Here is a 15,166-nt window from a genome sequence, read left to right on the forward strand (position 1 = left end):
TCCAGAGAATGTTTGGACTTCCGGCCGCTGTTGTCTACAGATTTCTTGATTGTATACCGTTATTAACGGTGGAAATCCGCAGACAAAGGCGGACGCTACCGCTCCTACAGTTCCAAACTTCTCCTCCGCCACTTTCCCCTAATTGTAATATTTTCAAGTTCAATTTATATAGGTGGAAAAAGTATACCTAATTTGTCCCATCCTGCTTCCCTGCAAATGCTAGTTGGAAAAAGGATAACTAATTCGGCCGATTTGCCCCCTTACAGGTAAAATCAACTAAATTAAGTCTACTTTTTCCCACTATTCCCTTCTGTTGAACACTTTTGGGCCGATTTAAGTGGACTATTTCCACCTCGCTCCCCTTCAGCTCTCCGCCCCCACCCCGGTTTATGAAAAGTATCCAATGAAAGACAATAAATGCATAAATGATTGCATATATTAGCCTCGCAATTAACGGTATACTCTCGTGTAAGCGTTATCAACAAAAAGAATGGAGGCGTTTATATTCATGTATGCCCGGATCATCACCTCGATGAACAACCTGCGCCTGCGGACCAAACTCTTTCTGTCCTTTGGCTGTGTCGCCCTGATACCGGTGCTTATTGTGGGAGTGTTCCTGACGAGTGAGCTGCGGAATATGGCAATGGACAATGCCCTGAAGCAGATTACGGCCAATGTGGACCGGGTGAAAAAAAGGACCGGCGAATTGCTGGATGTTCCACTCGACATCGCTTACCGGCTGTCCAATGACAGCCGTCTGGAGGAAGCCGCCAACCACCGCTACGTATCGGTCTATGATGTGGTGCAGGCCTACTGGAATTACCCGGATTTCCGCGAATTTGTCCGGCTGTACAGAGAAATCTCCAGCATCCGCCTGTATATCGACAACCCGACGGTTCTGGACAACTGGGAGTTCCTGCAGGCAGACGGGACGGTCACACAGGAGCCATGGTACCGCACTGCGTTGGCCCAGAAAGGGATGGTCTGCTGGAACTATATCCGCGACAACCGCGATGGGCGGTATTACCTCAGCCTGATCCGCAAAGTCAATTTTTTTAAGCAGCGGACTTCGGGTGTGCTGGTGGTGAACGTGAATACAGACAGGTTGAATGGCATCCTGAACCAGGAATCCTTTGAAACTCTGATTGTAGATGAGAACGACAACATTGTGGCTTCCAACCGCACGGAACTCCTCGGCCAAACCCTGAATGACCTGAACTTCAAGGCCGAATCCGCTGCCGGTCCAGGGTTTTATGATGTATCGATTGACGGGAAACCCTTCACAATGCTGATTGATGACTGGCAGCCGGGAGGAAGTCTGAACAGCCTGCGCATCATCTCCATCTTTTCCGTGGAAAGTATTGTCAAGGAGCCCAACCGGATTATTATGCTGGCTTCTGCTGTCATCCTCTCCGCATTGATTATGGCGATTCTGCTGATCTATTATTTCTCGCGGCTGCTCACCGGACGGATGCTCCAGCTAAGCAAGCATATCTCCAAGGTCGGTTCCGGCAATCTGGGGGCCACGCTTGTCATTGACGGTAAAGATGAAATCGGCCAGCTGGCCAGACAGTTCAATCATATGGTACGGAACATTAATGATCTGATGAGTGAGGTTCAGGAATCCAACCGGCAAAAAAACGCCATCCTGCTGAAGCAGAACGAGATCAAATTCAAAATGATGGCCAGCCAGATCAACCCCCATTTTCTCTTCAATGCCCTGGAATCGATCCGGATGAAGGCCCATGTCAGGGGCCAGGCCGATATTTCTCAAGTCGTGCGGCTGCTCGGCAAAATGATGCGCAAAAATCTGGAGGTCGGCAACCGGAGAATCAGCCTGCAAAGCGAGCTGGAGACGGTGAGCTGCTACCTCGTCATCCAGAAATTCCGCTATGATGACCGGCTCGCTTATGAGCTGCATATTGATCCCAAGGCGAATCTTGTACAGATTCCGCCGCTGATTATTCAGCCGCTGGTGGAGAACTCCGTTGTCCACGGGCTGGAGAACCGGATTGACGGCGGTATGGTCCGGGTGGATATCCGTATCGAAGACGGACTGCTCAAGGTTCAGGTATCCGACAATGGAGCCGGCATTTCAAAAACGCGGATGCACGAAATCCGCCAAATGCTGGAGAGCAAGGATGACTATGAAAGCAATAATATCGGAATGCGCAATATTCATTTGCGGCTGAAGCTGACCTATGGCCCGGAATGCGGGCTTACGCTGGCAAGCCAGGAGGGCTTCGGCACGCAGATCAGCTTTGAAATCCCTTTAAGGAGTGATTCTTATGTATAGTGTGCTGATTGTGGATGATGAACTGGCGATCCGGGAGGGGCTTGCAACCCTGCTGGACTGGGAGAGCCTTGGCTATGTGGTCGTTGATACCGCGGCGAACGCCATAGAAGCGAAGCATAAATATGAGCTGCATTCCCCGGATCTGATGATTATCGATATCCGCATGCCCGGCAGAGACGGGCTCGAGCTGATTAAGGAGCTGCGGGAAGACGATCCGGAGCTGCATATCATCATCCTCAGCGGCTATGCGGATTTCAGCTATGCCAAACGCGCGATGTCTTTGGGGATCGACAATTATTTGCTGAAACCGGTGGATGAAGATGAACTGCACCTGTATCTGACGAATCTGTCTGCAGAACTGGCAGCGCGCGCCGTCTACCGGAAGAAGGATGCCGCCGTCAAAATATGGAGCCGCGAAATGCTGGTCCAATCCCTGCTGCTGGATAACGGCCCGCAGGCACCGGCGGCATTGGAGGGACCGGCGATGGAGTCCGGACTGCTCTGGGATTCCTATCAGGTGGTTCTGATCCGGCTGCTGCTCCAGGACAATGCGGACAACGGACCGTCAACGGCTGTCAAGACGAGACTTGCGGCCAGCTTTGAAGAACAGGAATGGGGAATTGTCTTCTCCCTGGACTCCTATCTGGGCGTATTGCTGCAGCCTTCGTATCAGAAGGAGCTGGTGCGCCAGCTGATGGTCCGGAATATCTGGGAAGCCGTAACCGCCCAAGGGCTGGAATGCATCATCACCGCAGGAGATATGGTGGACTCTCTGGAGGAAGTTCCTGCTTCCAAAGAGTCCGCGCTGGCGCGGATGAAGGAGCATTTTTTCTACGATGAGCCGGGGATGATCGGACCGGACTCCCTTAAGCTGAAGACCGGTCTGCCGGTCAAACCGGAGGAAGTGGAACCGGGTCTGGCGCCTGTGACGGAGCGGCTGTATTTTGCCATGGATATCGGCAGCCTCAACCTTCTGCCTTCGCTGATTCAGGAAGCCGGAGCGCTGATGATTGCCGCCGGTTATTCCGAAATGGCCGTAAAATCCCGTTATGTCCGCCTGGTTACCCATCTGATGAACAAGCTGTCGCTCCAGTACAGGGAGCTGGAGCTGCTGCACAGCCGAATGGATGAACAGGTCGAGCAGATTTACAAGCATACCTCCCTGCCGAAACTGCAATCCCATATCAACGTTCTCCTGGAGCAATATGCAGGCGGAATTAAGCGCGATGATATGGAGGTGTTAATAAAGCGGATGCTTGACCTCATTCACCGCCATTACCCTGAGAATCTGAAGCTGGAAACGCTGGCGGATGTGTTTACCTACAGCAGCGCCTATCTGGGCAAGCTGTTCAAGAGCAGCACGGGCCTCTCCTTCAACAGCTATCTGGACAATATCCGCATCGGAAAAGCCAAGGAACTACTGGACCAGGGCTATAAAATCCATCAGGCCGCAAGCGAAGTCGGCTTCAGCGATGTGGATTATTTCCGGGAAAAGTTCAAGAAGATTGAAGGCCTTTCCCCTTCCGATTACCGCAGAAAAAACTCCATATAGACGGAATTCTTTTCAGAAAGCGCTTACGAAAAAAGCAGATTTCCCCCTGTTTTTTAACTTAAATGTTCGGGTGTTTCCAGCATTCCTTGCGGATTATGATAAGGCATATCGAAGGAGGGACATAAATGAAAGCGATTACTGCCAAAGTCCAGCCGGAGCCGAAGAAGCCAGCTTCACGCTTTTGGCCAAAGTTTCTGCAGCAGAAATACCTCTATATGATGGCTGTCCCGTTTGTGCTCTGGGCATTTGTTTTTAACTATCTGCCTTTATGGGGATGGACGATGGCCTTTCAGAAATACAAGCCGGGCAAGTCTTTTTTCGAGCAGAAGTGGGTGGGCCTGCAGTACTTCAGGGAGTTGTTCCAAGATGAGCAATTCTTCAATGCGCTGCGCAACACCCTTGCGATGAGCCTCATGGGCCTGCTGGCCGGGTTTATTATTCCCATTGTATTCGCCGTCCTGCTGAATGAATTGCGGCAGATATTTCTGAAACGTTTTGTCCAGACCGTCTCTTATCTGCCGCACTTCGTGTCGTGGGTCGTTGCGGCCGGGATTATTACCAAGATGCTCTCCACCGACAACGGTGCGGTGAACGATCTGCTCATGAGCCTGCACCTGATCAGCGAACCCATACAATTCATGGCCAAAGGCAATCTGTTCTGGGGCATAGTCACCGCCTCGGATGTCTGGAAGGAAACGGGCTGGAACACGATCATCTATCTGGCTGCGATCTCCGGCATCGGTCCCGAGCTCTATGAAGCCGCAAGAGTAGACGGGGCCAGCCGGCTCCAGCAGGTACGCAATATTACACTGCCGGGTATCCGGACTACGGTTATTATCCTTCTGATTATGTCGATCGGGCATTTAATCAGCATCGGATTCGAGAAGCAGTTCCTGCTCGGCAACAACCTGGTGCGCGACTATTCGCAGACACTTGACCTGTATGCGCTGAATTACGGGCTGGGACTGGGGCGTTTTTCCTTCGGGACGGCCATTAACATTTTCAACTCGGTGGTAAGTGTGTTTCTGCTGTTCGTCGCCAACGGCATTTTCAAAAAAATAACGAAGGAAAGCATCATATAGGAGGCCCTTTATGCTGAGTAAAAAACTGGCCGCCGCATCCTGGTCGGACCGTATCTTCGATTTGGTAGTCTATGCTGCGATTACCGTGGTGACTATTGCCACGTTATATCCTTTTCTGAATGTGCTGGCGATTTCCTTTAATGACTCCACGGACAGCATCAAAGGCGGAATTACAGTCTATCCGCGCGTGTTTACGGTCAAGAACTATGAAACGATTTTTGCTTATTCCGGGCTGATGACCGGACTGAAGATTTCAATTCTGCGCACGATCATCGGCACGATACTCGGACTGGTCAGTGCCTCCATGCTCGCATTTACGTTAAGCCGGGTGGACTTTCAGGCCCGCAGATTCGTCTCCACGTTCCTGGCACTGACGATGTATATCTCGGGCGGACTGATTCCGGTCTACATTCTGATCAAAAACCTCAATATGATGGGCACCTTCGGTGTCTATGTCCTCCCCGGTCTCGTCAGCGCATTTAATGTTTTCGTCATCCGTTCCTTCATCGACGGCCTGCCCTACGCCCTGCAGGAATCCGCCAAGCTGGACGGGGCCAATGATTTCACGATTTACTGGCGTGTCATTCTCCCGCTGACCAAACCGGCGCTGGCGACGATTGCGCTGTTCCTGGCCGTCGGCCAGTGGAATGCCTGGTTCGACACCTATCTCTACAACGGCTCCAAGGATGGGCTGACCACCCTGCAGTTTGAGCTGATGAAGGTCATCCAGAGCACAACAACCAATGCGGATAATTTCCGCGGCCGCAATATGACCGAGGTGATGGCGCAAATCTCCCCGGAATCGGTCAAAATGGCGATCACCATCGTGGTTACGGTGCCCATTCTGGTTGTCTACCCGTTTCTGCAGCGCTACTTCGTCAAGGGCATGACGCTGGGTTCGGTAAAAAGCTAGTCCGCTTCCGGTATCATCAGGCTTTGCCTGTGTATACAATACATTTTTGACCAGAAAAAGGGAGGGTTTCTATTCATGACAAGCAAGACAGCGAAACCGTACATGCTGCTGATGGTCTTGACCTTGCTCCTCAGTATGCTGGCAGGCTGCAGCGGTTCAAACAATACCAAGAATACGGCGGAGAATGCCGCTGCGACTAAAGCTGCGGGCGAAGGCAATGCCAGTGCAACCGCCGAGGCTACGGCGAAAACCGAAGATTTGAGTCCGCTGACACTCTCCTTCTTCGCCGAAGACCCGAATCCGAACTGGAATAATATGAAGGATGATATCAGCAAAGTCATTACGGAAAAAACAGGCGTCACGCTCGATGCGGAATTTGCCGTGGGCGACCCGCAGCAAAAAATCGCCCTGATCGCAGCCGGCGGCGAATATCCCGACATCATCTCCGCCAAAGCGGATATCGGCAAGCTGGTCGATGCCGGGGCCGTGATTGATCTGACTGAATTAATCGATAAATATGCTCCCAACATCAAGCGTGTGCTCGGCGATAACCTCGCCCGGGCGAAATATACCAATGAAGACCAGTCCATCTATGCCATTCCGACCTGGGCGGCAATGAATGAGAAGAAATTTGTGGCCGGCGGCGGGTTCGAGCTGCAGCACCGAGTGGTGAAGGAAGCCGGGTATCCGGAAATCCGGACGGTTGCCGATTATGAGAAAGTGATCAAGGACTACCTGGAGAAGCATCCCACCGATGAGAACGGCAACAAAAATATCGGGCTCTCCCTGAATGCAGATGACTGGCATATGTATATTTCCGTCACCAACCCGGCCGTAGCCACGACCGGCGGCTCGGATGACGGCGAATATTACATCAATCAGGAAACGCATGAAGCCATGTACCACTTCCGCCGCCCGGAGGAGAAGGAATATTTCCGCTGGCTGAACCACATGAATGACATCGGCCTGCTCGACAAGGAGAGCTTTGTGCAGAAGTATGACCAATACAAAGCCAAAGTCGCCACCGGACGGGTGCTCGGCCTGATTGACCAGGACTGGGACTACAATGATGCCCAGCAGGCGCTTAAGACGGCAGGCAAATTTGACCAGACCTACGGCCACTATCCGGTCACGCTGACAAAAGAATATAAGGAAACCAGCTTCTGGCCTACCGGCTTCATGGGCGGCTACGGCATCTCGATCTCCAGCACGAACCCGGACCCGGTCCGCACAATCAAGTTCCTGGACTACCTCGCTTCCGATGAAGGCCAGATTCTGAACAACTGGGGCATTGAAGGCAAGCATTATACGGTGGAAAACGGCAAACGGGTCGTTATTAAGGAGGTTCAGGACCGCATCAACAATGATAATACGGCGTTTACCAAGGAATCCGGACTCGGCTTCTATTGGAACATAATGGTACACTACGGCGACGGTGCCAAAGACTCAACCGGCAACTATTACACCAGAAACTTCCCGGAACAGCTGGTGCTTGGCTACAGCGACGTCGAGAAGGAAACCCTGGCCGCCTACAAAGCCACCACCTGGAAGGATCTGTTCCCGAAGGAAGAAGAATTCAAGGAAAAAGCCTATGGAGCCGCCTGGAACATCGCCATTCCCGGCGAGGATGAGGTCTCCATTCTGGGCAATAAAATGAGGGATATCACGTGGAAACGGATTCCCCAGGCCATCCTGGCGAAACCGGCGGATTTCGATAAAATCTGGGAGGACTACATGGCCGACCTCGACAAAGCCGGCGTGGAGAAAATGGAAAAAGGCTATACCAAATATGTGCAGGACCGTGTCGCTTTGTGGACTAATAAATAATAGTGCGCTATAACAACAAGAGCCGTGCGGGAAATCCGCACGGCTCTGTTTTACGTTGTGTACTACAAGTGTACTAAAGGAAAAATACACTTTCCAGTCTTTGTGCCAATTCATCGTCAGACAACGGATTCCGATGTGTATTTTCCAGATAAATATGTTTCTCCGTCTCCGGCATCAAGTATTCTTTGTACCAGAGGAACATATCCGGGCTGTCCCCCTGAATGCGGACGAATCTGCGTACAGTATCGGCATGCTGGATTGTATTATCCAGATTGGTCAGCCAGTCCGCCCGGTAGAAATGCTCCCAGCGTCCTTGCTCCGCCCGCTGCAGCGCGGCTTTGCCTTCGCTGTAATTCCATACCGCATGAGACGCATGGATGAAGGCTTGCGGATAATGGCCCCCGGAGTATGCTTCATAGGCTCTGCAGATAGAAGCCAGCCCCCGGCAGCCGCTAAGATGCAGATCAATCTGCACCAGCAGTTGATGATTCAGCCTGTGCTGCTCATCTTCGGGCAGATGCTCCATTACCTGAACGCATCGCTGCCTCAGGGTATCCCATCCGGGAACAGCCGCTTCGGCCCGTTCCCGGAACCGGCGGACCTGCTCCAGGAAGGTTCCGCTTCCCGCCGACCACTGCAGCCGCTCATCCCCTGCCGTCTGTCCACGCAGCCAATAGCCCATGATCTGCCGCGCCGGATGGTGGTAGAACTCATCTCCCGCCCGGTCATCCGGATTCGGCCCGTAGGCGATGGTACATTCCGGATAGCTTCTATAGAGCCCGGCGATCTCTTCTTGCTGCTGTGTATAATACCGCCCGATAAAGTTCTGGAGCTGCTGCTCCGGCTTCACACATCCGGTAGCCCACTGCTCCGCAACCAGATCCAGGGTATACAGATGCGGCAGAATGTTGCCGGAATTGACCAGCAAATATTCGTCTGCCCCCGCTGCGAAGGCTTGATCCAGCTCATCCGCAATCAGCTCTGCCGGTGCGGGGAACATCGTCAGATGGTTGGAGGCCTGGAGATCATGAAAGGTAACATGATAATACACCCCGTTCTTGCCATTATCACCAGCAGAAGGCAAAGCAGGCACACGGAGGTTCAGATTGCCGTGACGCCGCGAGACCATTTTGCCGTAGCCGTTATCGGCCCATATCTTGATCACACCAGGAGGAACCTCAATGTATCCCTGCTTATACAACTCTGTAATCTCACCGTACATCGCCATGCAGCAGACCGGTTGCGGTACGGCTTCGCTGACCATGTCATACTGCTTACGGACTACACTGGAGATCAGAGCGCCGCGCTTCTCCGGCGTATCGAATCCCGGATCGTTCTCCCAGAAGGGCTTGTCTCCCTGGCCGCGAAAAGACAGGACCCACAGCACCTTCTCATCCTTCTGTTTGCGGATCGCTTCCCGCCAGAGCTGTTCAAACAACCCGGGATATTCCTTGTAGCTGGCCTGTTTGCCGGGAAAGGCCCGCAGGAACATCTCCGCACCCAGCGGTTCGGCATGATGATGGGTAATCCACAGCCCCATATCTGCGGCAAGACTGTGGTGGATGCCGGTCCGCGGCAAATCCGTTCCCGGAATCACCATATTGCCTCCACAGCGCAGCAGGGCTTCGAACACCGGCTGCCACACCTCTTCACCCGGAGGGTACTGCTCCTTCCACCCGATCAGGCAGACCTCGTCATTGACGAACCAGCCCCGGTACCGCACCTTGGGCTGGAAGCTGTCCACATTCTCCACTGGCACAAGAATGCTGTCCCGCCTTGCCGGCGGCAGCTCCGACCAGAACCAGAAGGGGTCCACACCAAGAATGTAACGGCTGTAATGAAGCAGCCCATAGATGATTCCGAGTTCATCACGACCGATAATATGCAGCACCGGGGCGGCCTCACTGCCGCTGAACCGGAAGCTGAAAGCTTCCGGCCACTCCGGACATCCGTCTTCCTCCTGTGCATAGCGCACCACGACGGAAGCTGCGCTCCCTTGCACAGGTGCCTGTCCGAAGACTGCGGCATGATCTCTCGCAATCATGCTCCAGGCATGCTCGATCGGCCGCGTCCAGCCCGTTTGGATATCGTATAGACTTGCGGCCGATAGGCTCAACGATCTGCAAGAATTCATGATTTGGCTCCAACTCCCTTTGTCTTTAGCTTTTGTTACAGCTCAGTACAGATTCTGTACAGCAGAACCGCCGCTTCCGCGCGGCTGGCTGTGCCCTCTGGTTGAATCAGTCCGCTATTCCCCTGCAGCCAGCCGATCTGGAGCATGCGGTTCACTGCTTCAGCCGCATAATCCGCCACAGCGGCAAGGTCCCGGAATCCAGCCGCTGCTGCCGCGTCTCCGGTGCCGCTGCCATCGGTAGCCGCAGATGAGACTCCGGCAGCAGTCAATGCCCGGTCAGTCATTACGATCATTTCCTGTCTGGTGATAATTCCAGCAGGGTTGAAGCTTCCATCGGTATTGCCGCTGGCAATGCCCAATGCCTTGGCAGTATTTACAGCTTCGTAGTAGTAGCTTCCGGGCAGCACATCCGTAAATCTGGTTGCTGCCGCTTCCGCGCTGCCGTCCAGGCCAAAGGCACGGACCAGCATCACCGCATAATCGGCACGGCTGATTTGCGCTGCCGGGGCATAGGAACCGGCGGATACGCCGTTCACTATCCCTTTGGCCGCCAGCACTTCCACCGGCTTCTTCGCCCAATGCGAAGCGTCCAGATCGTTGAACGATATACGGTTCATCACCACTGCATAAGTGCTGAAATGCCGGGCTGTGAACGTAACCGCTGCGGATACAGGATCGTATTTGCCGCTGGCAACCGGATGGCTTACTCCTGCCTCATCGATATAGCGGACTGTCAAATAGTCGGAATTCAACAGCTCAGCGGCGGTGAGCCGATAAGGGATACTGACCTGAACTTGTGCCGGGGATTTCTGCCAGCTTATTTCCTTACCGCCGATGCTGAGGCTGAGCTTAACCACCGGTCTTCCTGCGCTCGCTGCAGTTATCTCTGCGGGCAGAGACCCGGCATCTGCTGCGGAAATCCGCAGTACCACCGCCGCATTCTGCGCTGCCTGCTCCGCAGTCAGCATGCCTCCGGGAAGCACAACGGCTCCAACCACGGTTTGGATCTCCAGGCTCTGCCCAGTCGCAGCTGCGCTCAAGGCTGCTGCGGGAAGCGACACCTCATAGGCTGTGGCACCTGCGGCCTGATTCACTGCAATGACTACCCGCTTGCTGCCCGCACCTTCAGCGGCCGCCAGCGCAAGCGCCTCATTGAGCGCTTCCTGCGTAACGGCAACCTGCGCTGCTTCCGAACCAGCAGTGTATTTCGGGTTTACTGTCAGCTTACCGCTGCTGACAGTTACTGCCGGCACCGCTGCAGTGCTGCTGCCGGAGCCTCCACCACTGCTGGAATTGCCACCGGTTCCTGTCCCCGGATAGGTGCCATTCCCCGGATTTACACCTGTTCCCGGATTTACACCTGTTCCCGGATTGTTGCCCGTTCCCGGGTCTGTACCAATTCCTGGATCAGTGTCCGTTCCCGGGTTAGTGCCTGTCCCTGGATCTGTACCTGCCCCCGGATCTGTACCTGTCCCCGGGCCGGTCCCGCCGCCATTGCCTTCATCTGTAGTATCAATAATCTGGATATCCACGATTGGATCCTTGCCCTGATTGAAGTCAAAGACCAGCGAAACCATGCCCAGCGGCTGCTGAAGCAGATAAGGAACACCGATGCTGTATACATTTCCGGTTACAGTATAGTCCGCTTCACCAAGCGGAGTTTCACCATTCCGAATAGCTGTTAAAAGATTGCCGTTCGCTTGTACTTTAAGCGCAACGGCTTGGCTGTTCGCGGTATTTTTATCAAACACTGCTTGGGTTGGACTCACTGACGAATCAGAGACTTCTTCTTCACCGGGAGGATAAGTTCCTTCCCAGTTCACTGTGATCGAGTAACTTCTGTAATCTGTCCCGTCGGCTGACGCGGTTGTCACAGTAATCTCGCTGCTGCTTGCTCTGAGCGGAATCTCTGCAGAGGTCTGTGTACTGCCCACCACATTACCGTTCACTCGAATCTCGGTGCCCGGTGCTCCGGCAACCGGTGTTACAGTCAGACCGTAGACGCTGTCCGCCACATTTACCGTATAGCTATCCCTGTTATAGGAGAATACCGGCGACAGCGGCAGCTCCTCACCGCCGCTGGCCGCAACCTGCAAGTTTTGCAGCGTAGAGTCAAGCGCAGCAGGTGTACGGTTAATGATCACATTTACTGTATGAGTTGTGAGCCCATCTTCGGCAGTGACCACTACAGGAATCGTAGTAAGTCCTTCAGCCAGCGCCACTTCCCCGGCTGGCTGTCCGCTCACAGCAGGGATGCCGTTAATGGTCAGTGAAGCGATATTCGGACTGCTTGCCGTCGCGGTCAGTTGCACAGAATCCATAAAATAAGGAACATCCAGGCTGTAATCCTCACCCTGCTTCGTAAGCGGACCCAGGTCAGCGGTCAGACCTGAGAGTCCGGCATCATTGCGCTCGTAAGGAATGCCTTGATAGAGCTGCACATTATCCAGATAGGCCGTTCCATAGTTGGAGCTGTTGGCATAATAGTCAATCCGCCCGATATCAGGAATTTTGTTGCGGAAGGCTGCCTGGTCCACAACCAGGACATCATCGACATAGAGATCAAACTTTCCCGACCCGGTGTTCATCACCAGCCGCAGGTTATACCATTTGTTCGTTTCGTAAGGCATCAGATTGGTCGAGGTCCCGCCTTTATAAGCCACAATCTGTCCTTTGGAAAAAGCCAGGGATACCCCCACGTTCGTGCTCGCCGTTCCGGCACTGCTGTAGATATAAGGCAGGCTGATCCAGTTCGTGCTGCCCGCATTATCCAGCTTCATCACATCGGCAGACAAGGTGACCACACCCTTCAGTGTGCCAGGAGCAAAGGTCTGCGACATAGAGGTGTTGCCGCTGTTGCTGCTGCGGGTCAGCTTGATGCTTTTGTCAGCCGCACCCGGCAATTCGGCAGCGCCAACACTTCCTCCGGTAGTTGTCACGGTCCAAGGTGCCGATGGCTGGGCACCCGCAGCCAGTTCATTGAAATCAGAAGCATTCAGCAAAACAGCCTGTTTGCTGACTACATACAGGTCGGCAACCTTGGTCAGCAGTGCAGGTTCTACATGAATTCCAGATACCTCTGCTGCTCTGTAGCCAGACTTAGCTGCAGAAACTGTATAATTCTCCCCTATTTCCACAGCGGGGAAGTTATAGCCGCCGTTAAGATCACTCACGGCTGTCTGTACTGCGGCTCCTTCCGCTGTCAGGGTTACAGTCACCCCCGCTGCCGGAGTCAGCTCTCCATCCAAAATTGTTCCGGCTACTGAGCCGGTGGCCGCATTCGAGGTGAGCTGCAGATCGCGGGTGATGACGTTGCCTGCCGCAACTGCGAACATTCCGGTTTCACTGTCAGCGTAGCCGGTCTTCACCGCCTTCAGATTGATGCTGCTGCCGACAGCCACGCCCGGGATGACATAATAGCCGGAGCTGTCCGTGACCGCCGACAGGCTGCTGCCGGAAGAGTCACTTACCTGCACTCCGCTCATGCCTTTCCCGGCACTGTTCGTGATCCGGCCTGCCAAGGTTGCTGTAGTCAGCGACGGATCATAATATTCGAAGGCTCCCAGATCAGCGTTACCGTTGTAAAGAGGCTGCCCGGCAAAATCTTTTACCCCGGCCGATGCAGGATCCAGAATGTTGAGCCCCCGGTTAATCAGCATGGACTCGGGCTTCAACTGATAACCGCCCAGACTGTCCAGCGCCGGTCCGTCCGTTTCAGTTCCGGAGGTTCCCTTGCCGGGGTCCGCCAGCTGAGGGTTGCCGGTGCGTGCGTGGCTGTCGCCAGCCGGGGGAGTGAGTGCTCCCGCAGAAGCATAGTAGCTGTTGTTGTCATACATAATTGTCGGACTCAACGTTAATTCCTGAACCGCCCGTGTGGTATATAGAATATTATTGCGGATGTTGTAGGTGGCGTTCAGTGAGGTACCATAGCCATAGATCATATATCCGCTGGCGTCATTGTAGATCGTGTTGTTGTAAACCTCGGCAACCGCTTTTTTGTCGGAATGCAGATACACGGGATACCGGGTATTACTCTCCAGCACATTGTAGCGGATGATCGTATCCCCAAAGCTGAACTGGCAGATCAGGATTCCGTCCCCGTTGTCGTGAACATAATTATACTGAATCAGAATTTTAGTGGTTCCCTTGTCAGGGTCAATGCCGTTGGAGTCTGCTCCGCCCGCTTTTTTCGAGGTATCAAAAACCTCATTGAACTGAATGGTCACATCATCGGCATAATAAGCTTCGATCCCGGAGGTGCCTGCGCCGTCCACCACATTATGCTCAACGAGTGCACCTCTCACCCCGGTCAGATACATTGCGTTGCAGCCAAAATCCGTAGCCTTCTGTGTAATGTAGTTGCCCCGGATGATAATGTTCGTATGCGGAGTGAACTTGGCATCCGTTTCGCTGTCGCGTGTGCCCCAGCCGGTGCTGACCACCCCGCTGCTGCTGTCCCCTCCGCCGTCCCCGGCATACTGCTTGAAAATAATGCCGCCAAACGAGGTGTTTTTGACTGTGGAATTCTCGATAATGACGTCGTTAAAAACAGTCGCCCGCTGGGGGTGCAGCGGATCGGCGACCGTGGTATCAAACACAATTCCGCCGGTCTTCTTCGATCCGTCCCATCCCGTTTTGAAGCGTATTCCCGGGTCCGGTGTCTCCGGTACGGTTCCGCTGATCCAGGCGATCTCCCCGGACACATCATGCACATCCACGCCGCTGATGCGGAAGTACGCAAGCGTACCCGCATCTGCTCCAGTCACATGAATACCGCGGAAATCTCCAAGCGACTCTGCAAAGGTCCCCGTTACCGGGGCCGTATTGGAAACATCCAGATTGCGGATCTCCCAGTACTGCTGGTTGCTAAGTGTAACGGCATCTTTAAATTGACCGCCCGCCTGGATCTTCGGCTTATCCCCGCTGCCGTAACGGTCAATAATTACCGGGTTTCCCGCCGACCCTGAGCCCTGCGGTGCAAGCGTCTGATTATTCCAGACCCCGCCCGACTTCAGTAAAATCCGGTCACCCGGCTGAAAAACGGTACTGTTCACTTTGCTCAGTGATTTCCAAGGACGGTTTTCAGTTGTCCCTGTATTGCTGTCATTGCCCGCTGCGCTGTCGAGATAATAGGTGACGCCTGTAGCGGAACTGGCTTCCGCTTGATCCGCACCCGGAACCATTGCGAACAGCATGACCGCGATCAGCAGTATGGACAGCCATGTTTTTCCCTTGCCCAGCCTTCTTGCTTTCATTAATGCCTTACCTCCTCGTATACTGTTTTCGCTCGCCTTAAGAAAGCGTTACCACGAATACTGTGCCAATTATAAAGGATCAAGCGGCTCCTCCATGAGAGAGAAAA

The 15,166-nt window shown here is 53.7% G+C and carries 7 protein-coding genes; 5 read left to right on the forward strand and 2 right to left on the reverse strand.

Annotation, left to right across the window (positions count from 1 at the left end):
* Positions 1–508: 508 nt before the first annotated feature.
* The 5 genes from PRIO_RS23955 (at position 509) to PRIO_RS23975 (ending at position 7,670) form a co-directional block, all read left to right on the forward strand.
* A complete protein-coding gene (locus tag PRIO_RS23955; RefSeq protein ID WP_020426120.1) occupies positions 509–2,296 on the forward strand; it encodes a sensor histidine kinase in 1,788 nt (595 codons plus the stop codon).
* Entirely contained in the window at positions 2,289–3,848 is a 1,560-nt protein-coding gene (locus PRIO_RS23960) for a response regulator transcription factor (RefSeq protein WP_020426119.1), read from the forward strand. The genes PRIO_RS23955 and PRIO_RS23960 overlap by 8 nt, the downstream gene beginning before the upstream one ends.
* 125 nt (positions 3,849–3,973) lie before the next feature.
* Entirely contained in the window at positions 3,974–4,930 is a 957-nt protein-coding gene (locus PRIO_RS23965; RefSeq protein ID WP_020426118.1) for an ABC transporter permease, read from the forward strand.
* A gap of 10 nt (positions 4,931–4,940) precedes the next feature.
* On the forward strand, positions 4,941–5,843 hold the full coding sequence (locus PRIO_RS23970) for a carbohydrate ABC transporter permease (RefSeq protein ID WP_020426117.1): 903 nt from the start codon (positions 4,941–4,943) through the stop codon (positions 5,841–5,843).
* A 75-nt stretch (positions 5,844–5,918) separates the two neighbouring features.
* Positions 5,919–7,670: an ABC transporter substrate-binding protein gene (locus PRIO_RS23975; RefSeq protein WP_046505001.1), complete on the forward strand. Its 1,752-nt coding sequence runs from the start codon at positions 5,919–5,921 to the stop codon at positions 7,668–7,670.
* Between the two features lie 73 nt (positions 7,671–7,743).
* Here the strand turns inward: PRIO_RS23975 and PRIO_RS23980 are convergent, their stop codons facing one another.
* On the reverse strand, positions 7,744–9,804 hold the full coding sequence (locus tag PRIO_RS23980) for a glycosyl hydrolase 115 family protein (protein ID WP_039785486.1): 2,061 nt from the start codon (positions 9,802–9,804) through the stop codon (positions 7,744–7,746).
* 35 nt (positions 9,805–9,839) lie between these two features.
* Entirely contained in the window at positions 9,840–15,059 is a 5,220-nt protein-coding gene (locus PRIO_RS34450) for an S-layer homology domain-containing protein (RefSeq protein WP_063850482.1), read from the reverse strand.
* Between the last annotated feature and the right edge of the window lie 107 nt (positions 15,060–15,166).

Source organism: Paenibacillus riograndensis SBR5, from assembly GCF_000981585.1.
Taxonomy (GTDB): domain Bacteria; phylum Bacillota; class Bacilli; order Paenibacillales; family Paenibacillaceae; genus Paenibacillus_AQ; species Paenibacillus_AQ riograndensis.